The sequence below is a fragment of the Kitasatospora sp. NBC_00374 genome, assembly GCF_041434935.1.
In the GTDB taxonomy this organism is placed as follows: Bacteria; Actinomycetota; Actinomycetes; order Streptomycetales; family Streptomycetaceae; genus Kitasatospora.
In genome coordinates this window covers 4998456-5022626 of record NZ_CP107964.1, presented here as the reverse complement: position 1 = coordinate 5022626, position 24171 = coordinate 4998456, and the positions used below count along the sequence as shown (strand labels likewise).

The window sequence follows — 24171 nt, the reverse complement described above, 5'->3', positions numbered from 1 at the left end:
CATCACCCTAGAGGAGCATCGCCGCGCCCAGGGGTAACAGAACGATAACTTTGAATTTACATTCAGCGCCCGAGATTGGTTCGTGATGAGACTTTCCGGGCAGCACGAATAGGCACCCCGGAGACCCCGGGATGCCTATTCGAGATGCGCTATGAAAATACGTTCCGACGGCCGCGAACCTTGCCGCGGCGCATCGGACGGCGAGGAATCAGGCCGCGGCGGCCCGCTGGAGCAGGTCGTCGAAGGCCTTCGGGTCGTCGCTCTCGATCACCGGCCAGCCGATGCCGTAGCCGCCCTCCCAGCGGACCTTGATGCCCGGGTTGGCGTGGTCCGTGCCGTCCGGCAGGAACAGGTGCGGACTGCAGTTGACCCGGTCCGTCGCGGAGACAGCGGCCTGCGCGGAGAGCTCGCTGCGGGCGCGGCCGTCGTTCAGGGCCGCCTCCAGCTCGTCGACGTCGACCACCTCGGCGGACCGGGCGGCCTCCAGGATCACCTTGCGGTTGCTGATACAGCGGGACTCCGCCCAGAACGCCCTGCGCAGCGCCAGGTCCAGCTGCTCGGCGGCCCGGAAGCTCTGCGCCTTGGCGGCCTGCACCGCCTCCAGGGCCGGCAGCGTGGTCGACGGGTACAGCCAGTCCTTGGCCTGCCAGAGCTGCCAGCCGGCCCCGGGCTCCAGGCTCGCGTTCCGGGCCACCTCGCTGTCGGTGCCCGGGCGCGGGCTGGGCGCGTTGTTGAGCAGCTCCAACGGGAAGGCCCGGTGGTCGAACCAGACCTTGCCGTCCAGCCCGAGCCGGGTGCGGGCGGTGTGCAAGCGGTGCACGGCGATGTGCGCGAACGAACACCAGATGTCGGAGAAGACGGTGACGACACCCGGCTGCGGGGTCAGGTCGGCTGCGGACATGGGGTGGCTCCTGTCGAACGGTGCGGATGCTGCGAGTGCTGCGGATGGTCCAGAGGTTGCGGCGGGTACTGACGGTGCCGCGGGTGCGGCCGTGGCCTGCGGGTTCGCCCCGGAACTGCCGGGACGGCGGTGCGGGCCGGGACTCACGAGCCCACCGAGGACTCGGCCTCGTGCGCGGCCAGCGCCGCGTCGAGGTCCAGGTCCGCGTCGGCGAGCCAGGCGGGGAGGGAGGGGATCTCCGACATCGCGGTGAACAGGTCGTCGACCCGGCCCTCCACCGTCGGTCCGTGCGCGCTGAGCAGCCGGGCCGGCCGCAGCCCGGCGATCTTGGCGAGAACCCGCCGGAACTTCTCCTCGCCGGCCACCGCCGTCCAGGGGGCGATGGCCCGGTTGAGTACGGAGAATCCGGCGAAGAACTCCTCCTCCGGTATTTCCGAGAGGTGCTGGGCCGGCTCCGACACCACCGTCCCGAAACTGTCCGAGCTGTACAGCGTGCCGTCCGAGTGATCGAACAGCGCGACCGTTCCCGGGGAATCGTAGGTCGGTGGACGATGGAAGCTGATCGTCCGGTCGGGGAGTTTCCAGGTACCTCCCGGATTGACCGTCACCACCCGCTCGCCCGGTATGTGGAATTCCTCTCCGAGCCGCGTCAGCGATATCGGGTTGGTGATCAGCCGGGCCTGCGGAGCCGCGTCCAGAATGGCCGGAAGGCTGCCGGTGTGGTCCCGGTCGTCATGGGTGACGACCACCCAGCGCAGGTCGGCCGGGTCGATCAGGTCCCAGAGCGCCTTCTGGAACGCGACCCGGTCCACCGGCATGCCGGTGTCGACCAGGAAGGGCTCCTCGCCGCGGACCAGAAAGGCGTTGACCGCCTGCAGGCCGAGCCCCGGGATCGGCAGGTCGGACGGGATCACCTGGATGTTCGGGCCGGCCTGATAGCTGTCTCTCATGGATGGGACCTCCGAGCTGGACGTCGACGGGACGGGGAGGTTCGGACGTGCGAGAGTCGCGTGCGAGAGGGGCGTGCGGGACGGACGCCCGGGGCGGACCCCGGGCGTCCGTGCGGCCACGGCGGCCGGCCCGCGGCGCAGGACGGCCGGACCGGGTCAGGACGTCCGGATCGGCTCAGGACAGCTGGATCGCCAGCGAGCCGCCGATCAGGCAGACCAGACCGACCAGCCGGGACGAGTTCAGTGCGCGCTTCGGCAGCCGGAACAGTCCGTTGTGGTCGATCACGGCCGAGGTGAGCTGCTGCCCGGTGACGGTGAGCGCCACCGTCACCGCCGCACCGATGCTGGGGATGAGCATGAAGGTGCCGGTCACGTAGGCCGCCGCGCAGGCGCCGCCGAGCCAGCCCCACCAGGGCATCTTCTTCAGCGGGGCGACCTTCGGCGCCGGCGTGCGGTTGGTGGCCCGCAGCGCCAGCAGCACCACGGCGATGGTGACCGTGGCGACCGTGAAGCTGATCGCCGCGACGGTGACCGGCGCGTTGAGGTCGGCGCGCAGCTTTGCGTTGATGGCGCCCTGGATCGGCAGCACGCCGCCGGCCACGATGCCCAGCGCCAGCCAGCCGACCCGGCCGGCGGTGCCCAGCTGCGCGGCCCCGGGCGCGGCCCCCGCCGAGGCCTTCAACTGGCCGCGGACGATCACGATGATGCCGACCAGCACCGCGATGGCACCGAGCACGATGCCGACCCCGACCGGCTTCTTCTCCAGCCCGAACAGGCCGAGCAGGTCGATGCCCAGGGAGGCGAACATCTGACCAGTGACGAACAGCCCCACGCTCACCAGCGCCCCCAGGCGTGGGAACAGCAGGATGCCGCTGGTGATGTAGAGCGGGCTTGCCAGGCCACCGAGCAGGTGCCAGCCCTCGACGTCCGAGAGCTTGCCCAACGCGCCCAGGGTGCCGAAGACGGCGGCGATGACGATCAGGATGCCGGTGGCGACGCTGAGCTGCACGGTCGAGGCCCCGTAGGGGGTGCCGACCGCCGAGTTCAGCTGCAGATTCACCGAGGCCTGGACGGCCAACAGGCAGCCGACCAGCAGGGCTACGGCGAGCAGCGCGCTGTGCATGGCCTCGTCCTCTCAGAGTCAAACGGACAGTGTGTCCATTTAGAGTACACGCGCAGCGGCTAAGTGGACAGTCGACTCAGTTTCTTCTGCGTCGGGTAGTAAGCTCGAAAACATGCACAGCGGGCAGCACCGACGCGATCTGGCCATGACCACAGGCCTGCCGGTCCCCACTCCCCCGGCGCAGGCGAGGCCCCGTGAACGGGCCGACGCGGCGCGCAACCGCGCCCAGATCCTGGCCGCGGCCGAGGAGCTGTTCGCCACCAGAGACCCGGCCACCATCACCATGGACCAGCTGGCCAGGGCCGCCGGCGTCGGCCGCGCCACGCTCTACCGGCGCTTCCCCGACCCCGCCGCCGTCGCCGTCGCGCTGCTGGACGAACACGAGTACCGGCTCCAGGAGCAGTTGCTCAGCGGCCCCCCGCCGCTGGGGCCCGGCGCACCCCCGGGGGAGCGACTGGCGGCCTTCTACGTGGCCGCGATCGACCTGCTGGAGCGTCACCTCCCGCTGGCCCTGGGCGCGGAGACCGGGCCGGCCCGGTTCACCTCCGGCGCGTACGGGTTCTGGCGGGTCCACATCCGCACCCTGCTGGTCGACGCGGACGTCCCGGACCCGGACGCCCACATCGACCTGCTGCTCGCTCCGCTGGCCCCGGAGCTCTACGACTTCCAGCGCAACCGGATGGGGATCAGCAGCGACCGGATCATCGCGTGCGTGGCGGGGATGGCGCGGCGCTTCATGCGGTAGGCCTGCGGCCCGCAGGCGGGGATGCGGGGGGGGCGGGCTTCGCGGGCGGGTGCGGGGATCTTGGCCGGCTGTTCGCGCAGTTCCCCGCGCCCCTGGAGAAGGCGGACGCCCACGGAGACCCGAGGGTACGGGGCGGGGTCCGTGGGCGAGTGCGGGGGCCGTGGCCGGTGGGGCGCGCAGTTCCCCGCGCCCCTGCAGAAAGGCGGCGCGGGGTGGGGTCAGACACCCCATGACGTTTGAGGTCAAGCGGCATGGAGGTGTGCGTGGTGGGACCAGGCGGTTGCTTCGTCGTAGTGGGTGCGGGTCTTGAGGCATCCGTGGAGGATGCCGACGAGTCGGTTGCCGACCTGGCGGAGAGCGGGGTTGTAGCCGGCCTCGCGTGCGCGCTGCTTGTCGTAGTAGCGGCGGGCGCCGGGTGAGGCGCGCAGGGCGGAGAACGCCTGGCGCTGGAGGGCGTCGGCGAGCCGGTTGTTGCGGACGTAGCGGGCCTGGACGGTGTGGCTCTTGCCGGAGGCCCGGGTGACGGGGCTGGTGCCGGCGTAGTTCTTGCGGGCTTTGGCGGAGGTGTAGCGGGTGGGGTCGTCCCCGAACTCGGCGAGCACCCGGGCGCCGGTGATCTCTCCGATGCCGGGCATGGAGAGGTAGATCTCAGCGTCCGGGTGCGCGAGAAAATGCGCCCTCACCTGCTTTTCCATCGCGGCTATCTGCTCGTTGAGGGCGAGCAGGAGCCGGGAGTGGGCAATGGTGGCGGCCGCGTAGGCGGCCGTGACTGGCTCGGGCAGCTCCAGCTGCTTCTCGCGCAGTGCGGCCTGGATCGCGCCGGCCTTCTGGTCCCGGTTGTGTCGGCGGGCCCGGGCGAGGACGGCGGCGATCTGGGTGCGGGTCAGCTTCGCCGCCGCCTGCGGTGTGGGTGCTCTGATCAGCAGTTCCAGTGCGTCGGTGCTGGTCAGTTCCAGGGACGCGTAGGCGTTCAGGGCGGCGGGGAAGTACTCGCGCAGCGTGCTGCGGAGCCGTTGGAAGGTGCGGGTGCGTTCCCAGATCAGGGTCTGGTGGGCGCGGGTCACGACCTTGACGGCCTGGGCCTGGTCGCTGTCGCCGGCGATGGGCCGTAGCTGGTCGCGGTCGATGCGGACCATGTCGGCCAAGGCGTGGGCGTCGCCCTTGTCGCTCTTGGCGCCGGAGGTGCTGTACCGCTCCTTGAACCGGGCGACCTGTCGGGGGTTGATCGCGTAGACCTGGTAGCCGGCGGCGAGCAGGGCCTGTACCCAGGTGCCGCGGTCGGTCTCGATCCCGACGATCACGTCGGCGGGATCGGGGTCCTCTCCGGCGTGCTTGGCCACGAGCTCGTGCAGCTTGGCGATGCCTTCCGCGCCCTCGGGCAGCCTCGCGGTTGCGAGGCGTCGGCCGGTCGCGTCCTGGACCTCGACGTCGTGGTGGTCCTCGGCCCAGTCGTCGCCGATCAGCAGCAACTCTTCCTCCCCATAGCGTATTTGCTGGTCGTGCAGCCTGCGGAAGACACGGCACGCGGCCTAATGGATCCAGTGCTCACGCCCTGTTCGGCGGGCACGCCACCCCATCAGCGGTCATGGCCTTCCGGCCGACCAGCAGGGGCACGGTCTGACCCCAGAACTCGCAGTGGTTCCGGCGGAGAGAGTGCTCACCTGCTGGCGGCTACGGCACCGAGTCTCTACGACTCAGCAAGTCCCATTAGGCGGGGAGGCCTTCGGCGGAGCGGACGGCGGTGCGGTAGCGGCGGGCCGCTGCGCGCAGGGCCGCGTCGACGTCGACGCCCGCGTCGTAGCCGCGCTGGGCGACGGCCAGCAGCAGGGCGCCGGCCGACTCGTCGGTGAGCCGCTCGGGCAGCTCCCAGGGCTGGTCGGGCACACCGGTGAAGCCCGCGCGGCGGACCCGGGAGACCAGTTTGGCCGCGTAGGCGAGTGCGGGAAGCCCGGCCGGCACGCCGTCCAGGACGGACTCGCGCTGCTTCTCGGCAGCCTTCAGCTGCTCCCAGTTGGCCTCGACCTGGGCGGACTCGGTGGCCGTCACGTCGCCGAAGACGTGCGGGTGTCGGTACATCAGCTTCTCGACGATGTCGCCCGCGACGTCGTCGATCGAGAACGGGTCCTCCGGGTGCTCCTCGGCGATCCGGGAGTGGAAGAACACCTGCAGCAGGACGTCGCCGAGCTCCTCGCGGAGCGTCTCGCGGTCCCCCTCCTCGATCGCCTCGACCAGCTCGAAGGCCTCCTCCACCAGGTACTTCACCAGGCTGCCGTGGGTCTGCTCGGCGTCCCAGGGGCAGCCGCCGGGCGAGCGCAGCCGGTCCATCACCGACGCCAGGTCGAGCAGCCTCGCCCCGGGCAGGTCGTACGAGCCGGGCAGCACCTCGATCTCGGGCGCCGTTCCGGCTTCCTCCACCGAGATCCGGGCCAGCGCGTCGGTCAGCCCCGGGTCCCCGTCGGGGCTGCCGAGCCAGAGCACCGGGGCGGCCCCGACCAGCCGGCGGGCCAGCGCGGGGGCGGTCCCGCGTTCGACGAGCTCGACCTCGACCCCCGCCTGCCGCAGCGCGGGCAGTTGGGGGTGGGCCGGGTCCGCGGCGAGCACCCGCGCGGCGCCGCGCAGCGCCTCCCAGGCGGGCCAGGAGAGCAGGCCGGGGGCCACCCGGTGGGTGGTGGTCAGCAGGGTCAGCTTCGGAGTGTCCACATCCCCGAACCTACCCGGCCCGGCAGACCGGTCAGTAGAGGGTGCTGTTCTGCGGCAGCCAGTCCTCGGGCGCGTCGGTGAGCCCGATCTGCGCCGGGTCCCAGTGGCCGTAGCGGGGGTTGACCTCGATCCGCAGCGCCGTTCCGGCCGTCACCAGCGCCTTGCGGATCGCCGCGTCCCCGGCCGCGGACCGGGCGTCCTGGCCGTCGGCGGCGGCGAGCTTCTGCAGGCCCAGCTGCTGCCGGTAGAAGTCCTCGATGCCGGTGGCCGGCACGCCCTGCTTGCCGAGCAGCTCGCGCTCCAGCGCGTCCGGGCCGCCCAGCAGCTTGGCGTCGGCCTCCCGGGCCTGGACGATCTCGGTGTCGGCGACCGAGACGCCGCGGTCGGCCAGCGCCCGGGCGATCACCCGGTCCAGGACCAGCTCGGCGACGGTTCGGCGGGCCAGGCCGGCCCGCTCCGCGCGGGAGCCGCCGGGCTGGGCGGCGGCCGCGTCCCGGACGGCGGTGACCTTCGCCTCCACCGCGGCGACGGTGATCCGCTCGTCGCCCACCACCACTGCGGCGCCCTGGTGGGCCGGGGTACTCCCACAGGCGGTCAGCAGGGCGGCGAGGGAGAGTCCGGCCGCCGTCCCGGCGAGTCGGCGGGCGGCGGAGCTGGTGCGGATCACGTGCGGCCTCCAGAGTGTGGCTGTGGCTGGTGCGGTCTCCGGTGGTTCTCCTGACAGGCACAGACAATAGGGAGCCGTGCGGCCCGGTGCCAGACCTTGGTCCGAACGGGTCACCCGTCGGTGGCGTACGGATGGCCCGCCACCGGCGCCGGTGGGGCCGGCCGCTGCGGCGACCGGCCCCACCGAAGCCCGGCTACCGCCTCGCCCCCGCCAGGTCGTCGAACATGGTGCCGAGGAACTCCGAGCTCCACGCCAGCAGTTCACGCCCGACCAGCGGCTTGCCGCCGATCCGGCCGCCACTGCTCGGCCTCGGTACCAGCAGCTGCGCGGCCGCGGCCTTCACCTGGCTGCGCGGGTAGAGCCGGTTCAGCCGCAGCTGCTGCGACTCCCGCAGCTCGACCGGACCGAAGCGGACGAAGTTCCCCTGCAGGGTGATGTCCCCGATGCCGCAGCGCCGCGCGTACAGCCGCAGCGCGGCCACCAGCAGCAGGTTCTCCACCTGCTCCGGCAGCTTGCCGTAGCGGTCGGTGAGCTCCTCGCGGACCTGGACGATGTCCTCCTCCGAGTTGACCGCGGCGATCGAGCGGTACGCCTGCAGGCGCAGCCGCTCGCCGGGGGCGTAGTCGTGCGGCACGTGGGCGTCCACCGGCAGCTCGATCTTCACCTCCAGCGGCTCCTCCTCCGGCGCGGCGCCGCCGGTCGCCAGCGAGTCGCGGAACTCGGCCACCGCCTCGCCCACCATCCGCATGTAGAGGTCGAAGCCGACCCCGGCGATGTGCCCGGACTGCTCGCCGCCGAGCAGGTTGCCGGCGCCGCGGATCTCCAGGTCCTTCATCGCCACGTACATGCCGGCGCCCATCTCGGTGTGCTGCGCGATGGTGGCGAGGCGCTCGTGCGCCGTCTCGGTCAGCGGCTTCTCCGGCGGGTACAGCATGTACGCGTACCCGCGCTCGCGGCCGCGCCCGACCCGTCCGCGCAGCTGGTGCAGCTGGGAGAGGCCGAAGGTGTCGCCGCGCTCCACGATCAGGGTGTTGGCGTTCGAGATGTCGATGCCGGACTCCACGATGGTGGTGGAGACCAGCACGTCGAACTCCTTCTCCCAGAAGTCGACCACCACCTTCTCCAGCAGGTTCTCCCCCATCTGCCCGTGCGCGGTCGCGACCCGCGCCTCGGGGACGAGGTCCTTCAGCCGGGCCGCCGCCTTGTCGATCGACTCCACCCGGTTGTGGATGTAGAAGACCTGGCCCTCGCGCAGCAGCTCCCGCCGGATCGCCGCCGAGATCTGCTTCTCGTCGTACGGGCCGACGAAGGTCAGCACCGGGTGCCGCTCCTCCGGCGGGGTGGTGATGGTGGACATCTCCCGGATCCCGGTGACGGCCATCTCCAGCGTCCGCGGGATCGGCGTCGCCGACATCGTCAGCACGTCGACGTTGGCCCGCAGCTTCTTCAGCTGCTCCTTGTGCTCGACGCCGAAGCGCTGCTCCTCGTCGACGATCACCAGGCCGAGGTCCTTGAACCGGGTCTCCGAGGAGAACAGCCGGTGGGTGCCGATGACCACGTCCACCGAGCCCTCGAACAGGCCCTCCAGGACGGCCTTCGCCTCGCTGTCGGTCTGGAACCGGGAGAGCGCCTTCACCACCACCGGGAAGTTGGCGTACCGCTCGGCGAAGGTGGAGAAGTGCTGCTGCACCAGCAGCGTGGTCGGCACCAGCACCGCCACCTGCTTGCCGTCCTGCACGGCCTTGAAGGCCGCCCGCACCGCGATCTCGGTCTTGCCGTAGCCAACGTCGCCGCAGATCAGCCGGTCCATCGGGACGGACTTCTCCATGTCCGACTTCACCTCGGCGATGGTGGTCAGCTGGTCCGGCGTCTCCGCGTACGGGAAGGCGTCCTCCAGCTCGCGCTGCCACGGGGTGTCCGGGCCGAAGGTGTGGCCGGGGGCCGCCATCCGGGCCGAGTAGAGCTTGATCAGATCGGCGGCGATCTCCTTGACCGCCTTCTTGGCCCGCTGCTTGGTCTTGGCCCAGTCCGCGCCGCCGAGCCGGTGCAGGGTCGGGGCCTCCCCGCCGACGTACTTGGTCACCTGGTCCAGCTGGTCGGTCGGCACGAACAGCCGGTCGCCGGGGTGGCCGCGCTTGGCGGGGGCGTACTCCAGCACCAGGTACTCGCGGGTGGCGCCCTGGACGGTGCGCTGCACCATCTCGACGTACCGACCCACGCCGTGCGCCTCGTGGACCACGTAGTCGCCGGCCGCCAGGGCCAGCGGGTCGATCGCGTTGCGGCGCCGCGACGGCATCCGGCGCATGTCCTTGGTGGAGGACTTCTGGCCGGACAGGTCGGTCTCGGTGACCACGGTCAGCCTGAGTGCCTCGTCGACGAAGCCGTGCTCGATCGAGCCGCAGGAGACGTGGACGACGTCCCGGGTCGGCGCCTCGGCGAGGTCGGCCACCAGCCGCGCCGCGATGCCCTCGTTGCCGAGCACCTCGGCCAGCCGGGCGGCCGGGCCGTGGCCCTCCGTCACCATGACGACCCGCCAGTCGGCGGCCAGCCGCTCCTTGGCGTCGGCGATCGCCCGGGCGGTGTCGCCCCGGTACGCCTCCACGGCGTGCATGCCGAGGGTGAGGGTGCCGGCGTCGCTGTACCGATCAGCGGCCTCGCCGCGGGCCGGCACCTCGCCGACCGCGGCGTCGCTGGTGGCGAACGGGCTGACCGACCACCACGGCAGGCCGATCCCGGCGGCGTGCTCGCGCACGTCGGCCAGGGACCACAGCGAGGCGGCCGAGACGTCGATCTGCTCGATGTCGATCGGCCGGTCCGCGCCGGCCGCCGCCGCCACCCACGAGGCCTGCAGGAACTCCTGGCTGGTCGCCACCAGGTCGGCCGCCCGGGTCCGGACCCGCTCCGGGTCGCAGACGACCGCGATCGACCCCTGCGGCAGCACGTCGAGCAGCAGCTCCATGTCGTCCACCAGGACGGGCGCCAGCGACTCCATGCCCTCGACGGCGATGCCCTGGGCGATCTTGTCCAGGATCTCGGCCAGCTCCGGGTGCTCCGCGGCCAGCGCGGCGGCCCGGGCCCGCACCTCGCCGGTGAGCAGCAGCTCCCGGCAGGGCGGGGCCCACAGGCCGTGCTCGGCGATCTCCAGCGAACGCTGGTCGGCGACCTTGAAGTAGCGGATCTCCTCGACGTCGTCGCCCCAGAACTCCACCCGAAGCGGGTGCTCCTCGGTCGGCGGGAAGACGTCCAGGATGCCGCCGCGGACGGCGAACTCGCCACGCTTCTCGACCAGTTCGACCCTGGCGTAGGCGGCCGCCGCGAGCCCGCGGGCGACCTCCTCCAGGTCGTGCTGCTCCCCGCGCCGCAGCGCCACCGGCTCCAGCTCGGCCAGCCCCTTCACCTGCGGCTGGAGCACCGAACGGACCGGGGCGACCACCACCTGGACCGGGCCGGCGGCCGGGTCGTCGGCCCGCGGGTGGACGATCCGGCGCAGCACCGCGAGGCGCCGTCCGACCGTGTCCGAGCGAGGCGACAGGCGCTCGTGCGGCAGGGTCTCCCAGGCCGGGAACTCGGCGACGGCGTCGGCCGGCAGCAGCGAGCGCAGGGCGGCGGCGAGGTCCTCCGCCTCCCGGCCGGTGGCCGTCACGGCCAGCACCGGGCGGCCCCGCTCACCCGCGGCCCCGGCCAGCGAACGGGCCAGCGCCGCGATCGCGAACGGCCGGGCGGCGGGCGGCCCGACCAGGTCGAGGTGTTGACGGCGGCCGGTGGCCGCCGCCTCGATCGCCTCGGCGAGGGCGGCGTCCCGTACGACGACATCGAGCAGTCCGGACAGGCTCATGAAGTCTCTTCTTCGCTCCGTGGCTGGAGTGGCCCGAGGCCGGAGAGCCCGGCCGGGCAACGCGAACAGCCCGGCACGCGATGCGCCCCGGGGGTGTCCAGCCTACGCCGCGGCACCCGCCGCCACCCGATGCACCGGGCGCCGCCGCCTGCCCCGCCCGGTGCGTGCGGGCCACCAGAGATCATGAAGTCGACATACTCCTGTCACTGCCCGTCCATGGTGGCCGCGCAGGATGGTTCCCGTGCCCGCCGCACCCAACCGTGGGGGATGGCTGCAGCGGCACCGTTCGTATTCCGATGGGGGTCGGAATGCGAGGCCGGGCGGCCCTGGGTGGGGGCGCCCGTGCCCCCACGCCGGGACCTCGGCGCCCTTTCCTGGAGGGCGCCGAGGGTCTCGGCCCGTCGGCGTTCCAGACCGATTCCATTGGTTGGGATGATCCCGCTCTGCCCGTTGTGCACGCGTTTCCGCGAAGCCGCCCGCGCCGGGTCCGCGCTCCGTACCCTCGTGTGAAGGCGGTGTGGGGCAGCCCTGAACACGGTGTGGGCGTCACCGCGACGGAGGGGGTACTTCAGTCATGCGCGTGGTCATCGCAGGCCAGGGCTACGTCGGTCTGCCGCTGGCGGTCCGGGCCGCCGAGGTGGGGCACGAGGTCGTCGGCTACGACGTGGACGACCGCCGGATCAAGCGGCTGGCCGTCGGCGAATCGTACGTCGAGGACATCCCCGCCGAGCGGCTGCGGCCGCTGCTCGACAGCGGGGCCTACCTGCCCTCGGCCGAGCCCGGGGACGTGGCCGGTTTCGACATCGCGGTCATCACCGTGCCCACCCCGCTGCGGGACGGGGTGCCCGACCTCTCGTACATCGAGTCCTCGGCCCGGCTGCTCGCGCAGCACCTGCGGCCCGGGGCCACCGTGGTGCTGGAGTCGACCACCTACCCCGGGACCACCGAGGAACTGCTCGCACCGCTCCTTGAGGAGGGCTCCGGCCTGCGGGCGGGCGAGGACTTCCACCTCGGCTACAGCCCCGAGCGGATCGACCCGGGCAACCCGACCTGGAAGCTGGAGAACACCCCCAAGGTGGTCTCCGGCACCACGCCGGCCGGTCTGGCCGCCGTCGACGGCTTCTACGGCCGGCTGGTCGAGCGGACGGTCCCGGTGTCCTCCTGCAAGGAGGCCGAGCTGACCAAGCTGCTGGAGAACACCTTCCGGCACGTCAACATCGCGCTGGTCAACGAGCTGGCGATGTTCGCCCACGACCTCGGCATCGACGTCTGGGAGGCGATCGACGCCGCGTCCACCAAGCCCTTCGGCTTCCTGCGGTTCACTCCCGGGCCCGGCGTCGGCGGGCACTGCCTGCCGATCGACCCCTCCTACCTGTCCTGGCGGGTCGAGCGGGCGCTCGGCCAGTCGTTCCGGTTCGTGGAGCTGGCCAACGACGTCAACAGCCACATGCCGGACTACGTGGTGCGGCGGCTGGCGGAGGCGCTCAACCAGCGCCGCCGCGCGGTCAACGGCTCCCGGGTGCTGGTCCTCGGCCTGGCGTACAAGAAGAACACCGGCGACGCCCGGGAGACCCCGGCCGCCCGGGTCGTGGAGCTGCTCACCCGGATGGGCGCCGAGGTCCGCGCGGCCGACCCGCACGTGGTGGTCGGCGTCCACGTGGCCGAGCCGGAGATCCCCGGTCAGCGTGCCGCCGAGCACGACGGCCACGGCGGCGGCCCGCTGGCCGGCGTCCGACGCGTCGAGGCGACCCCGGAGGAGCTCGCCGCGGCCGACGCGGTGATCCTGCTGGCCGACCACGACGAGTTCGACTACGAGGCGGTCGTCGAGCACTCCCCGTACGTACTGGACTGCCGCCGCCGGCTCACCGGCGCGGCGGTCGAGGTGCTCTGAGGCCGTCGAGGTGCTCCGGGGCCCGGGCCCGGGCCCGGGCCCGGGCCGACCGGCCGGGTGATCCGCCGGGGCGCTGCCTCAGCCCCGGCGGATGACCCGGCCGGCGTCGTAGTCGGATCCGTCGTCGATGATGACGATCTTCGGAACGATCTTCGTCTCGACCTCGGAGGGCAGGTCGGCCGGGGCCTCGGCCGCCTCCAGCGGCGGCTTGCGGGCCCACGGCGGCGTCTCGGCCGCGGGCAGCGCGTCGGGCAGCGGCGGGACGGACGGCAGCCCGGCCGTCTCCGCCTCGGCGCCGGGCACGGGCGCGGGCGCGGGAGCCGGGGCCGGGGCCGGAGCGGCGGCCGGGGCCCCCGGCGGGAGGGCCGGCTGGGCCTCGACCGCGCCGACCGCCGCGCCGGTCAGCGCCGCCAGGGTCTCCTTGATGTGGTCCAGGTGCGTCTGGACGACGTCGAGCCGGGTGGTGAAGTCACGCTGCTCGCGCTCGCTCGCGGTGCGGACCCGCTCGGCCTCGTGGCGGGCCTTCATGATCAGGTCGTCGGCCTTGGCCTGGGCCTCGCCCTCGATCCGGCGGATCTCCCCGAGGACGGTCTCCCGGTGCTGCTCGGCCTCCCGGAGACGGCGTTCCGCGGTCGCCGAGATCTTGGTGTCCTCGCCGTCGGCCTTGGCCTCGGCCGCCGCGAACATCTCGTCGGCCCGGCGCCGCAGCTCGGCGAGCTTGCCCTCGGCCCGTTCCCCGGCCTCGGCCGCCTCCACCCGGGTGCGGGCCGCGTCGCCGGTGCCGCCGTCGCGGATCGCCCGGGCCTCCTGGTCGGCCTCGGCACGCAGCCGCTCGGACTCCGCCCGGGTGCGCTCCTCGGTCCGGCGGGCGGCCTCGTCCGCCTCTCTGCGGACCGTCCCGGCATACTCCTTGGCGGCCCGGTCGGCGTCCTGCCCGGCCTCGTAGGCGTTGTCCCTGGCGTCCTCCGCGGCCCGCTCGGCCGCGGTCCGCACGGCCAGCGACTCGGCGTCGGCGATCGCCATCAGGGCGGCCGCCTGGTCGCTGAGCCGCCCGTAGTCGGGCTCCGGCGCGTCAGCGGCGGCCTGCACCACCTCGGCGAGCCGGTTCTCCATCTCGCGCAGACCCGCGCCGAGGACGCTCAACCGCTCCCAGGCCCGGTCCCGGTCGACACTCAACGCGTCCAGCGTCCGGTCGACCTGCTCGGGTGCATAGCCTCGCCGGGCAACGGTGAAGCCGGACGGGGAGACGGCATCGCTCATCGGCTCTTCCTTCGTGCTCGCGGGCTGCGCAGCCCTCATCCGATGTGGTCGTCGAGGACTAATACTGCCCATCCTCTTGACCTATTTTGCGCAGATACGCTGGAAAGCCCAAGAAGGCGAGGCCGCACCGCAACCCGAAGGAGCCGCACCTTATCCGGCCCGGCCCCTTCGTGCCCGTACCTGACGCGGTTACATCAAGCCGTCCCAGAACTGTTCCACCAGCACCGCCCACCAACTCTCCGGCGTGTACAGCGCGGCCGGGTCGACGGCGATCAGCTGGGCCTGGAGGTCGGTCGTCCAGCGGCCCGCCTGTTCGGGCGTCAGCCCGTACCGCAGGCGCCACATCCGCCCGAGCACCGCGAGGCTGCGGACGAACTCCGGCACCCCGCTGTTGACGAAGCGCGGGGCCTCGCCGGGCCCGTCCAGGTCCACCGCGACCACCGCCGCGGTGCCGTACTGCACGCACAGCTGGCGGCCGTAGTCGTTGCCGAGCACCAGGTACCCGCCGAAGTCCGGGGCGGCCGGGCGGCCGCGCTCCGCGGCGAGCTCGGCCAGCGTCGGGATCGGCCGGCCCTCCTGGGCCTGGGCCCAGAAGAACGGTGCGAACTCCCGCGGGAGCCCGGCCCACATCAGGGTCTGCGAGACCGGCTCGGGCACCCCCTGCCGGGCGACCGCGCGCTGCTCGAAGCGGAACACACCCGGGCCGAAGGACTGGCCGAGCTCGCCCGCGAGCTGCTGCGGGGCGAGCGGCGGCAGCTGCGGGATCACCCCGGGGGCGGGCAGCGGCACCCGGACCGGGCGCGGCCGTTGCGGGGCGGCGGCCAGCTGGTGCAGCTGGTCCAGGTGGTCGTTGAGCTGGGCCATCCCGGCCTGCCGGGCCCGCTGGTCACGGCCGTACGGGACGGTGTGGCTGATCCGCACGTTGGGCCAGGACGCCTTGACCATGCGGGCGCAGTAGCCGCCCGGCAGGTCGCACAGTTCCAGGTCGGTGTGCAGCTCCAGCACCTGGTCCGGCGGCACGTTGAGAGCCCGCAGGTCCTGCAGCGCCTTCCACTCCGGGTGCGGGGTGCCGGGCTCGCTGCGGTGCAGCAGGGTCTGCTCGGAACCGTCCGGACCGCGGTAGCTGACCACGGCCTGGGTGCCCGGGCCGATCGCGGGTGTGCCCGGTGCCACCGGGGCCACCGGCGGCGGCTGGACGCCCTGCGGCACGGCCGGCGGGGCCAGCACCGGGGCGGGCGCGGGCGCCCCGCCCGGGACGGGATAGCCGTAGCCGACCGGCGGCGCGCCCGGGCTCGGGACGGCCCCCGGCGGGGGCGGCGGAGGCAGCGGCGGCCCGCCGGCCGACAGGTCGACGGCCGGGGTGGCCAGCTGGGTGGCCTGGTACGCCACGTCCGAGGCGGCCGGGCGCGGCGGCTCGGCGGCCGGCCGGCCCGCGCCGGGGCTCAGCTCCACGGGGACCGGCGGCGGGGGTGCGCCGGCACCGCCGCGGCCGCCCGCACCCGAGCGGCTGTCCGCGGACCCGTGCAGGTCGGCGGGGGCCGGCGGCGGTGGCGCGGTGGGGGCGTTGCGGCCGCTCGGCGCACCGGGCGCGGCGCCGGCACCGCCGGCGCGGCCGTGGCCCAGGTCGGCGGGCGGGGGCGGCGGCGGGACGGCCGGGCCGGACCGGCCGAGACCGGGCGCCGGGGCGCCCGGGACGGGCGCACCGGGTGCGCCGGGCAGGCCCAGCAGCCCGGGCGGGCCGTCGGAGGCGAGCATGGTCGGCGCGTACTCGATGGACGGGCCCGGCTGCGGCGTGACCGGAGCGGGCCTGCCGGGCAGGTTCTCCGGCGTCGCCAGCATGGTCGCGGCGTGCTCGATGGACGGCGCGGGCGGGCCGGGCGGGGCCGACGGCGGCGGGAAGCCGGGCGGCGGCGGCAGCGGGACGGGCCGGGCGCCCGGCGGGGGCGGCGGGGCCGCGGTCAGGTCGGGGGCCCCGGCGAGGAAGCCCTCGGGCATCGGCATGGTGGCGTCCACCGGTACCGGCGCCGCGGCGGCGGGCCCGACCGGCCCGGGCAGCGCCACGGTCAGCCCCTCGGAGTCCGCGACGGGGGCGTGCGGGGCGCTCAGGCCGTAACCACCGGGCATCGGCACGGTCAGGCCCTCGGACCCGGCCGACGGGACGGCGGCGCCGTACGGCTCGGCGGCCGGCGGCGGCACGGCACCCGGCAGCGGCGCCTCGTCCCGGGCGGCCGGCGGCGCGAGCATGGTCGGCGCGTCCCCGGCCGGCCGGTCCGAGGCGGGCGGGGCGGTCAGGTGCGCGGGCTCCGGGAGCGGGGCGGCCGGAGCCGCGCCGAGGGCGGGCCCGGCCGCGGCGGCCGTCTGCGCGGCCAGCTCGGCGGCCTCGGCGGCGAGCGCGTCGGCGCCGGCCTGCTCGAACCACTGCGGCGGGCTGAGCAGGAAGGAGGTCGCCTCGACCGCGCCGGGCACCGGCCTGGCCGCGCCGGCCGGGTTGGGCTCGGTCCGGCTGCCGTAGCGCTCCTCGAACTGCCGCACCACCTCGTTGACCGGCAGCGGCGGCCAGAGCGTGCTGGCCCCGCTGTCCCGGGTGATCACCAGCCGGGGGCCGCCGCCCTCCGCCGCCGGCCCCTCGGCACGGTCGTCGGCCCAGCAGACGAAGCCCAGGTCGAACTCGCGCACCCGGACCTCACGGTGCTGGGAACGCGGCACCCCGCCGTTGATCCACTCCTCGGCGGTCTCCTGAGCCTGCGCGTAGGTCGTCACCACGCCCCCTCCACCCCTTCCTCACCGGCCACCGTGTGCTCCGGCATCAGTTCACCGGGACGGCACGGGCGAACCCGCCGTCCACCATCAGCTCCGCGACCGTCTCCAGCTCCGGCGGGCTGCCCGCCAGCCGGAGCAGGAAGGCGTCGAAGCTCTCCCCGCAGGGCAGCAGCAAGCGGGCCACCCGTTCCTCGGGCGGCTCGGGCACGGCCGAGTCCCGGGCGTCGTCGTACGGGCAGAACCAGACCGACCCGAGCTGCTCCCCGCGCACCTTGACCGCCAGCAGACCGCCCTGGACGTAGCTGACGGCCAGGTAGTCCTTGGTCAGGTGGTCGCGCAGGCACTTGTTGGCGTACACCAGGTCGTGGGCGCCGTACTCGTCACTGATCGTCAGGAAGGGCTGGTCGAGCAGGATGCCGCACTCGACGTCCAGCGCGACCCCGGCCGGGGCGCGGCCGCCGGCCAGCTTCAGGAAGCCGCGGTAGGCGGCGGGCAGCGGGTGGCCGAGCCGCTGCTCGGCGCGCTGGATCTGGTCCTCGGGGACGGCCAGCGGGTCGCCGCCGTCCCTGGCGAGCGAGAAGTGCACCGGACGGTGCTCCTGGAGCGGACGGGTGCCGCGCCGGCCGTGGTCGGCGGTGGAGCGGGCCAGGCCGCCGTGGTGCCGCAGCAGGGCCTTGACCTCGACCGGGATCAGCTCCATCCGGCGCAGCCCCGGGGCGGGCCGGCCGACCACGTGGTGCCAGGTCCAGCCGGGCGGGGTGGCCACGGCGGTCTCCAGGTCGGCCCAGAGCTCGTGGCCCTGGGTGTAGAGGGCCGCGTTGGCCGAGACGTAGTCGGTGAGCCGCAGTTCGTCGACGCCGAAGCCCTCGGGCGGGTCGGCCACCTCGGCGGCGGCCACCGCGTAGGCGCTGAAGTCCGGGTAGCCGTACTCGTCCACCCGTACCCCGGCGGGGTGTCGGGCGGCCCGGACCGGGTCCGGGAACTGCACCACCTGACCCGCGTACGCCGAGTTGGGCGCGGCGGCGGTGGCGGGCCGACCTGTCGTCATCTGGGTGCCCCCACACTGGCTGAAGCAGATTTGCTGGGGTCCAGCGTAGGGGGTGCGGGCGGGGGGCCGTCCCCCCGCCCGGGAGGTTGTCGCGCGCGGGGCGCGGGCGGTCAGATCCGGGCCAGTGCCTTGGCCAGGGTCTCGGCCACCCGCTCCTGCTGGGCCTCGGTGATCTGGGGGTACAGCGGGATGGTGAGGATCTCGCCTGCGGCCCGCTCGGCGACCGGGAAGGCGCCGGCCGGGTGGCCCAGGTGGTGGAACGCGGGCTGCAGGTGGACGGGGACCGGGTAGTGCACGCCGGCCCCGATCCCGGCGGCCTGCAGCTCGGCCAGGACGGTGTCCCGGCCGCGCTCGACCCGTACCGCGTACAGGTGCCAGACGTGCTCGTTGCCGGGCGGGGTGCGGGGGGTGGTCAGGCCGTCGAGGCCGGCCAGCAGCCGGTCGTAGCGGTCGGCGGCGGCGCGGCGGGCCGCGTTCCAGGCGGGCAGCCGGCGCAGCTTCGCGCGCAGTACGACGGCCTGCAGGGTGTCCATCCGGGAGTTGAATCCGAACCGCTCGTGCACGTACTTGCGGCCGGAACCGTGGTCCCCGATCAGCCGGACGGCGGCGGCCAGCGCGGCGTCGTCGGTGACCACCGCGCCGGCGTCGCCGTAGGCCCCGAGGTTCTTGCCGGGGTAGAAGCTGGTGGCGGAGATCCGGCCCCAGGAGCCGGAGAGCCGGCCGTCCTGCCGGGCGCCCTGGGACTGCGCGCCGTCCTCGACCACCGGGCGGTCGCCCGCGAGGTCCAGCAGCGGCCGCATCGGGGCGAGCTGGCCGTTCAGGTGGACCGGGACGACGGCGGCGGCCCGCGGCAGCGCCTCCGCGACCCGGGCGGGGTCGATCAGCAGGTGGTCGGGGTCGACGTCGACCAGCACCGGACGCAGCCCGGCCCGGATCACGGCCTCGGCGGTGGCCACGAAGGTGTTGGCCGGCAGCACCACCCCGGCGCCGTCGGGCAGGTCGAGGGCGCGCAGGGCCAGCTCCAGCGCGTCGGTGCCGTTCGCGACGCCGACCGCGTGCCGGACCCCGGAGAACGCCGCGTACTCCTCCTCGAAGGCCACCACGTCGGGGCCCTTGATGTACGCGCCGCTCAGCAGGACCCGGTCGAAGCCCTCCCGGACCTCCTCGGCGATCTCGGCGTGGGCGGCTTGCAGGTCGACGAGCGGGATGTCGGTCACCCGGGGCTCCTCAGCTGGTTGTCCGGCCCTCGGGCCGGGGTGGATGGGCGTCCTTGGGCGGCTCCGCCGGCTCGACGAGCAGCGGGAGCGCACCGCCGGCGAGGCAGGCACCGGTGGCCGCGTCCCACTTCCAGTGGTGGCGCGGGCACTCGACCAGCCCGTCGGCGATCACGGCGTGGCTCAGGTCCTCGCCGGCGTGCGGGCAGTAGCGCTGGAGCCGCAGGCCGTCACGTTCGATGGTCTCGGTCCTGGTGCGTTCGCGTACCAGCTGCCTGGTCTGGGCGGGCCGGTGGCCGTACCGGAGCAGGCTGAGCAGGGTGAGGTCGAAGACGTCCGGGTCGCGGTGCAGGCTGAGCCGCATGGACAGCAGCGCCTCCTCCCAGCCGGTCCGGCCGTCCAGGACGGCCCGCAGGGCGCGGGCGGGCACCCTGATCACGTACGAGGGGTCGACCGGCTCGTCCTCCAGCTCGACGTGTTCGGCGAGTCGGCCCAGCGCCAGCCCCCAGGCCGTGCCCTCGGCCTCCAGCCGCAGACCGGCCCGGTAGTCGGCGAGCAGTGGGCGGTTGAGCCGCTGCAGCCGCTCGAAGTGGGCCTCGACCTCGGCGGCGGTGACCGGTTCGACCGGCTCGCGGTGGTAGGCCTCCCACTCGGTCCGGCGGCGCTCGCGGTAGTCGGCGAGGTAGCCCTCGGGGTCGCTGTGCCAGCGGCCGGGCGGGGCGGGGGCGTCGATGCGGTCGCCCGGGGCGGTGCGGATCACCTCGGTCGTCGGGCAGGCCTCGGCGAACCGCTCGGCGACGTCCTCCCAGTGCGGGAAGATGGTCCGCTCGCGGTCGTTGAAGCGGGCCAGCTCCGGGTCCAGGAAGCAGGCCGGTCCGGCCGACGGCAGGTAGGCCCTCGCCCCGGTCAGCCGGACCTTGCGGACCAGGGTGTCCAGCAGGTCGGCGCGGACGGCGGCGGTCTTGGCGGCCATCGCCCGGGGCGGGTAGTCGTAGGCGTTCGGGTACCACATGGCGCCGGAGTACTGGGCGGCCAGCAGGTCGATGTCGCCGGGGAGTTCGGACATCGGGGTGTTGCAGTCGTTGAGGTCGAGGAAGCGGTGGCCGCCGAGGTCCAGCAGCAGTCCGCTGTCCTCCTTGTGGCTGGTGTCGAGCAGCATGGTGGCGGTGCAGTCCGGCCCGAGCCGGTATTGCTCGCGGTGGCCGAGCCGGACCTGCTCGCCGAAGCCGAGCGCGGCCAGGCGCCGGCCAGGCTCGCCGGTCCGGAAGCGCGGCACCAGGACGGTGGTCTCCCGGGACAGCTGGGCGAGCAGCCGCTCGTCGAAGTGGTCCTCGTGGGTGTGCGAGATGTAGAGGTAGTCGTACCGCCCGGCGACCGTCTCGGGCAGCAGCTCCCGGTTGTCGGGGTACGGGAACCACGCGCCCAGGAAGGCCGGGTGGAACCAGGGGTCGATCAGGATGCGCAGGCCGGCGTGCTCGACCACGAAGCCGGCGTGCCCGAGGTGTCTGATCGACGTCCCGGCCGGCAGCGTCACCCGATGGCCTCGCGGAGCGCGGCGACCACCTGGTCCTGCTGGGCCTCGGTCAGGGAGTGGTAGAGGGGCAGGATCAGCGAGCGCCGGGTGATCAGCTCGGTGGCGGGCAGCGGCAGCCTGGCGGTGCCCTTGTAGGGCGTCTCCAGGTGCGCCGCCATGATGCCGCGGCGGGCCGAGACTCCGGCGGCGGCCAGCGCGGTCAGCACCACGGTGCGGTCCGGGGCGCCGTCGGGCAGCAGCAGCCAGCAGGCCTGGAAGTTGCCGGTGCCGTGGGCCGGGTCGGCGACCAGGCCTTCGGCCAGCGGGCCGAGCAGTTCCCGGTAGCGGGCGGCCAGTTCGCGCCTGCGCGCGACCATGGCGGGCAGCTTGCGCAGCTGGACCAGGCCGACGGCGGCCTGGATGTCGGTCATCCGGTGGTTGAAGCCGATCTCGTCGTACGTCTCCACCACGCCCGCCCCGCCGCCGGCGGCCGCGTGCCGGTCGGCGGCCGAGACGCTCATCCCGTGCTCGCGCAGCCGGCGCAGCCGGGCGGCGAGTTCGCCGTCCTGGCAGGTGACCATGCCGCCCTCGCCGGTGGTGAGCAGCTTGCGCGGGTGGAAGGAGTAGGCGGCGATCTGCGCGGTGGACCCGACCGGCCGGCCGCGGTAGACGGAGCCGGCGCCGCAGGCGGCGTCCTCGACGACGGTGATGCCGCGCGGTTCGACCAGGGCGCGGATCGCGTCGAGGTCGACCGGGACACCGCCCTGGTCGACGGCGATCACGCCCCTGGTGCGCCCGGTCAGCGCGGCGGCGACCGTGTCGGCCGTCAGGTTCCCGGTGGCCGGGTCGACGTCGGCGAAGACCGGCACCGCGCCGACGTAGGTGACGGCGTTGGCGGTGGCGATGAAGGAGAGCGAGGGCACCACCACCTCGTCGCCGGGCCCGACCCCGGCGCCGATCAGGGCCAGGTGCAGCGCGGTGGTGCAGGAGGACACCGCGACGGCGTGCTCGACGCCGAGGTGGTCGGCGAAGGCGCGCTCGAACTCGGCGACCCGGGGGCCCTGGGCCACCCAGCCGGAACGGACGGCCGCCGCGGCGGCCTCGGCCTCCTCCTCGCCGAGCCAGGGCAGCATCACGGGGATGGTGGGCATCGCGGGAATGACGGACACGGGGATGCTCCGAAGGACGTGACGGGAAGAGACGGGGGGTTACTGCTCGCGCCACCAGGCGACCAGCTGGCGCAGGCCCTCGTCCAGGCCCAGCTCGGGCTTCCAGCCCAGGTCGCGTTCGGCCGCGGAGATGTCGGCCAGACGCCGCACCACTCCGCCGGCGGTACCGCGGGCCGGACCGTGCTCGACGTCCAGGTCGGTGCGGTCCATGGCGGCCAGCAGGGCGTCGGCGAGGCCGCGCAGCGAGACCTCGGTGGAGCTGGCGATGTTGTAGACCCGGTCGGTGACCGCCGCCTCGGCCGCCAGCAGGTTGGCCCGGGCGATGTCCTCGGTGTGGACGAAGTCCATGGTCTGCGCGCCGTCGCCGAAGATCAGCGGCGGCTGGTCGCCGGCGATCCGCTCCATCCAGCGGATGAAGACCTCGGTGTAGCGGCCGTGCACGTCCATCCGCGGGCCGTACACGTTGAAGTAGCGCAGTGCGACGTAGTCCAGCCCGGACATGGCGTGGAAGCTGCGCAGCAGGCCCTCGTTGAAGACCTTGGCGGCGCCGTAGAGGGTGTCGTTGTGGTACGGGTGCTGGGTCTCGGGGGTCGGGAAGGTGTCGGCCAGTCCGTAGACCGAGGCGGTGGAGGAGGCGATGACCTTCTTCACGCCCTTCTCGGCGGCGGCCTCGACCACGTCGAAGGTGCCGTCCACCATGATCTCCAGGGCCAGCCGGGGTTCGGCGGCGCACTGGGTGATCCGGATCGCGGCGAGGTGGAAGAGCAGGTCGGTGTCGTCGCCGAGCAGGTCGCGCAGCAGTGCGCGGTCCCGGATGTCGCCGTCCACCACCCGGAGTTGGCCGGGCGCCGCGGCGGCCTGCGCGGTGGCGAGGTTCTCCGTCCGGCCGCGGACGAAGTTGTCCAGCACGATCACCTCGCGGGCCCCGCCCCGGATCAGCTGGTCGACGACGGTGGAGCCGATGGTGCCGGCCCCGCCCGTGACCAGGCAGCGGGAGCCCTCAATGGCGACAGCGTTCATCGGGCGACGGCCCTTTCCTGAGCGGTGATCAGTTCGGTGTCGTCGGCGCCGCCGACCGGTACGGTGGCCCCGCCGAGCTCCAGGCTGCGCGAGGCGGCGTGCAGCAGCTGCAGCACCCGCAGGCCCGAGCGGCCGTCGGTGAGCGGGGCGCGGCCCTCGGTGATGGACGCGGCGAACTCGCCCATCACGTTGCGCAGGGCCTCCTGCTCGACCAGCGCGGGGGCGACCATGTCGCCCACCCGGTACGAGATCAGGGCCCGGTGCCGGATGGCGTCGGTCAGCTCGTCCGGCGGGGTGAGGTCGACACCGCGGTCGTGGACGGCCAGCCGCGCCTGCGGGTTGAGGTCGTCCCAGACCAGGGTGCGGCGGGAGCCGCCGATCAGGGTGGTCCTGACCTTGGTCGGGGAGAGCCAGTTGACGTGGCAGTGCGCCAGCGCGCCGTTGCTGAGCCGGACCGTCAGATAGGCCACGCAGGCCCGGCCGGCCCCGATCGGGTCCGCGCCCTGGGCGCTCACCCCGACCGGTTCGACGCCGGGCGGCAGCACGAAGTCGAGGATCGACAGGTCGTGCGGGGCGAGGTCCCAGAGCACGTCGACGTCGGGCTGGACCAGCCCGAGGTTGATCCGGACCGAGTCGAAGAACTGGATGTCGCCGATCTCGCCGCCGTGCACCAGCTCGCGGATCCGGCGGACCACCGGGGTGTAGCAGAAGGTGTGGTCGCACATCAGGACCAGCCCGCGCTCCTCGGCGAGCTCCACCAGCTCGGCCGCGTCCGCGACGGTGGTGGTGATCGGCTTCTCCACCAGGACGTGCTTGCCGGCCTCCAGGGCCGCCCTGACCAGCTTGTAGTGCGCTGCGGCCGGGGTGGCGATCGCCACCGCCCGGACCCGCTCGTCGGCCAGCACCTCGTCGAAGGAGGTGGTGGTCCGCACCGTGCTGTACTCGCCGAGCACCCGCCGGGAGCGCTCCTCGTCGAGGTCGCACAACCAGTGCAGCCGCAGCCCGGCCGTCTGCTGCGCGTTGCGGACCAGGTTCGGCCCCCAGTACCCGGCGCCGACCACCGCCAGTCCGATCCGCTCGACCGGCTGCGGCTCGGCCACCCCCGGAGTCGGCACATGCTCACCCGGCGCCTCGTGCGCCACGTCCCTGGACCCGCTCGCCACCGCAAGACCCCCCTTGCCCCGGCCCCGGAAGCCTCCTCGCCCCGGCTGCCTCTGCTGCCCGGCGAAGCCCGGGCACAGGCCGCTCTCCCCACGGCCCGACCCCTCTGACCTCGCAGTGGAACGGTACCGGGCACCGCGGCCGAAAAGGGTCCGAATCCGGAAACCCGGCACAGCCCCGGCCCGGCCCGGCAGCCTGGAGCGCACGCTCCGTA

At 73.9% G+C, this 24171-nt stretch carries 17 protein-coding genes; 2 read left to right on the top strand and 15 right to left on the bottom strand.

Annotated features, from left to right (window positions below):
- Positions 1-208: 208 nt before the first annotated feature.
- From OG871_RS22630 to OG871_RS22620, 3 genes are all read right to left on the bottom strand, one after another.
- A complete protein-coding gene (locus OG871_RS22630) occupies positions 209-901 on the bottom strand; it encodes a DsbA family protein (RefSeq protein WP_371498801.1) in 693 nt (230 codons plus the stop codon).
- A 143-nt stretch (positions 902-1044) separates the two neighbouring features.
- Complete coding sequence (locus tag OG871_RS22625) at positions 1045-1851, bottom strand: MBL fold metallo-hydrolase (RefSeq protein ID WP_371498800.1); 807 nt, start codon at positions 1849-1851, stop codon at positions 1045-1047.
- Positions 1852-2026: 175 nt separating this feature from the next.
- Positions 2027-2974 carry a DMT family transporter gene (locus tag OG871_RS22620; protein WP_371498799.1) on the bottom strand — a complete coding sequence of 316 codons (948 nt, stop codon included), beginning with the start codon at positions 2972-2974 and terminating at the stop codon, positions 2027-2029.
- A gap of 145 nt (positions 2975-3119) precedes the next feature.
- Here OG871_RS22620 and OG871_RS22615 point away from each other — a divergent pair, with 145 nt between their 5' ends.
- A complete protein-coding gene (locus OG871_RS22615; RefSeq protein ID WP_371503388.1) occupies positions 3120-3719 on the top strand; it encodes a TetR/AcrR family transcriptional regulator in 600 nt (199 codons plus the stop codon).
- 242 nt (positions 3720-3961) lie between these two features.
- Here OG871_RS22615 and OG871_RS22610 read toward each other — a convergent pair whose 3' ends face one another.
- The 4 genes from OG871_RS22610 to mfd all read right to left on the bottom strand — a co-directional run bounded on the left by OG871_RS22610 (position 3962) and on the right by mfd (position 10921).
- On the bottom strand, positions 3962-5188 hold the full coding sequence (locus OG871_RS22610) for an IS110 family transposase (RefSeq protein WP_371498798.1): 1227 nt from the start codon (positions 5186-5188) through the stop codon (positions 3962-3964).
- Between the two features lie 238 nt (positions 5189-5426).
- Positions 5427-6419 carry a MazG family protein gene (locus OG871_RS22605; RefSeq protein ID WP_371498797.1) on the bottom strand — a complete coding sequence of 331 codons (993 nt, stop codon included), beginning with the start codon at positions 6417-6419 and terminating at the stop codon, positions 5427-5429.
- Between the two features lie 31 nt (positions 6420-6450).
- On the bottom strand, positions 6451-7086 hold the full coding sequence (locus tag OG871_RS22600; protein ID WP_371498796.1) for a hypothetical protein: 636 nt from the start codon (positions 7084-7086) through the stop codon (positions 6451-6453).
- Positions 7087-7279: 193 nt separating this feature from the next.
- Positions 7280-10921 carry a transcription-repair coupling factor gene (mfd, locus tag OG871_RS22595; protein WP_371498795.1) on the bottom strand — a complete coding sequence of 1214 codons (3642 nt, stop codon included), beginning with the start codon at positions 10919-10921 and terminating at the stop codon, positions 7280-7282.
- Between the two features lie 574 nt (positions 10922-11495).
- Here mfd and OG871_RS22590 point away from each other — a divergent pair.
- Positions 11496-12812, top strand: coding sequence for a nucleotide sugar dehydrogenase (locus OG871_RS22590; RefSeq protein ID WP_371498794.1), 1317 nt, complete (start codon positions 11496-11498; stop codon positions 12810-12812).
- A 78-nt stretch (positions 12813-12890) separates the two neighbouring features.
- Here the strand turns inward: OG871_RS22590 and OG871_RS22585 are convergent, their stop codons facing one another.
- The 8 genes from OG871_RS22585 to OG871_RS22550 all read right to left on the bottom strand — a co-directional run bounded on the left by OG871_RS22585 (position 12891) and on the right by OG871_RS22550 (position 23896).
- On the bottom strand, positions 12891-14072 hold the full coding sequence (locus tag OG871_RS22585) for a hypothetical protein (RefSeq protein ID WP_371498793.1): 1182 nt from the start codon (positions 14070-14072) through the stop codon (positions 12891-12893).
- 189 nt (positions 14073-14261) lie between these two features.
- Positions 14262-16835 carry an SUKH-4 family immunity protein gene (locus tag OG871_RS22580; RefSeq protein WP_371498792.1) on the bottom strand — a complete coding sequence of 858 codons (2574 nt, stop codon included), beginning with the start codon at positions 16833-16835 and terminating at the stop codon, positions 14262-14264.
- Between the two features lie 43 nt (positions 16836-16878).
- Positions 16879-17880 carry an SMI1/KNR4 family protein gene (locus tag OG871_RS22575; RefSeq protein WP_371498791.1) on the bottom strand — a complete coding sequence of 334 codons (1002 nt, stop codon included), beginning with the start codon at positions 17878-17880 and terminating at the stop codon, positions 16879-16881.
- Between the two features lie 110 nt (positions 17881-17990).
- Positions 17991-19097, bottom strand: a complete 1107-nt coding sequence (locus OG871_RS22570) for a DegT/DnrJ/EryC1/StrS family aminotransferase (RefSeq protein ID WP_371498790.1) — start codon at positions 19095-19097, stop codon at positions 17991-17993.
- 10 nt (positions 19098-19107) lie between these two features.
- Complete coding sequence (locus OG871_RS22565; RefSeq protein WP_371498789.1) at positions 19108-20628, bottom strand: MBL fold metallo-hydrolase; 1521 nt, start codon at positions 20626-20628, stop codon at positions 19108-19110.
- Positions 20625-21776: a DegT/DnrJ/EryC1/StrS family aminotransferase gene (locus tag OG871_RS22560; protein ID WP_371498788.1), complete on the bottom strand. Its 1152-nt coding sequence runs from the start codon at positions 21774-21776 to the stop codon at positions 20625-20627. Before OG871_RS22560 ends, OG871_RS22565 begins: the two co-directional genes overlap by 4 nt.
- A gap of 39 nt (positions 21777-21815) precedes the next feature.
- Entirely contained in the window at positions 21816-22796 is a 981-nt protein-coding gene (locus OG871_RS22555; RefSeq protein ID WP_371498787.1) for an NAD-dependent epimerase/dehydratase family protein, read from the bottom strand.
- On the bottom strand, positions 22793-23896 hold the full coding sequence (locus OG871_RS22550) for a Gfo/Idh/MocA family protein (RefSeq protein ID WP_371498786.1): 1104 nt from the start codon (positions 23894-23896) through the stop codon (positions 22793-22795). Before OG871_RS22550 ends, OG871_RS22555 begins: the two co-directional genes overlap by 4 nt.
- Between the last annotated feature and the right edge of the window lie 275 nt (positions 23897-24171).

Bases quoted from the DNA above. Each gene is read 5' to 3' on its own strand.
- OG871_RS22630 (WP_371498801.1), bottom strand. From the start codon at position 901: ATGTCCGCAGCCGACCTGACCCCGCAGCCGGGTGTCGTCACCGTCTTC.
- OG871_RS22555 (WP_371498787.1), bottom strand. From the start codon at position 22,796: ATGAACGCTGTCGCCATTGAGGGCTCCCGCTGCCTGGTCACGGGCGGG.
- OG871_RS22615 (WP_371503388.1), top strand. From the start codon at position 3,120: ATGACCACAGGCCTGCCGGTCCCCACTCCCCCGGCGCAGGCGAGGCCC.
- OG871_RS22620 (WP_371498799.1), bottom strand. From the start codon at position 2,974: ATGCACAGCGCGCTGCTCGCCGTAGCCCTGCTGGTCGGCTGCCTGTTG.
- OG871_RS22585 (WP_371498793.1), bottom strand. From the start codon at position 14,072: ATGAGCGATGCCGTCTCCCCGTCCGGCTTCACCGTTGCCCGGCGAGGC.
- OG871_RS22575 (WP_371498791.1), bottom strand. From the start codon at position 17,880: ATGACGACAGGTCGGCCCGCCACCGCCGCCGCGCCCAACTCGGCGTAC.
- OG871_RS22625 (WP_371498800.1), bottom strand. From the start codon at position 1,851: ATGAGAGACAGCTATCAGGCCGGCCCGAACATCCAGGTGATCCCGTCC.
- OG871_RS22590 (WP_371498794.1), top strand. From the start codon at position 11,496: ATGCGCGTGGTCATCGCAGGCCAGGGCTACGTCGGTCTGCCGCTGGCG.
- mfd (WP_371498795.1), bottom strand. From the start codon at position 10,921: ATGAGCCTGTCCGGACTGCTCGATGTCGTCGTACGGGACGCCGCCCTC.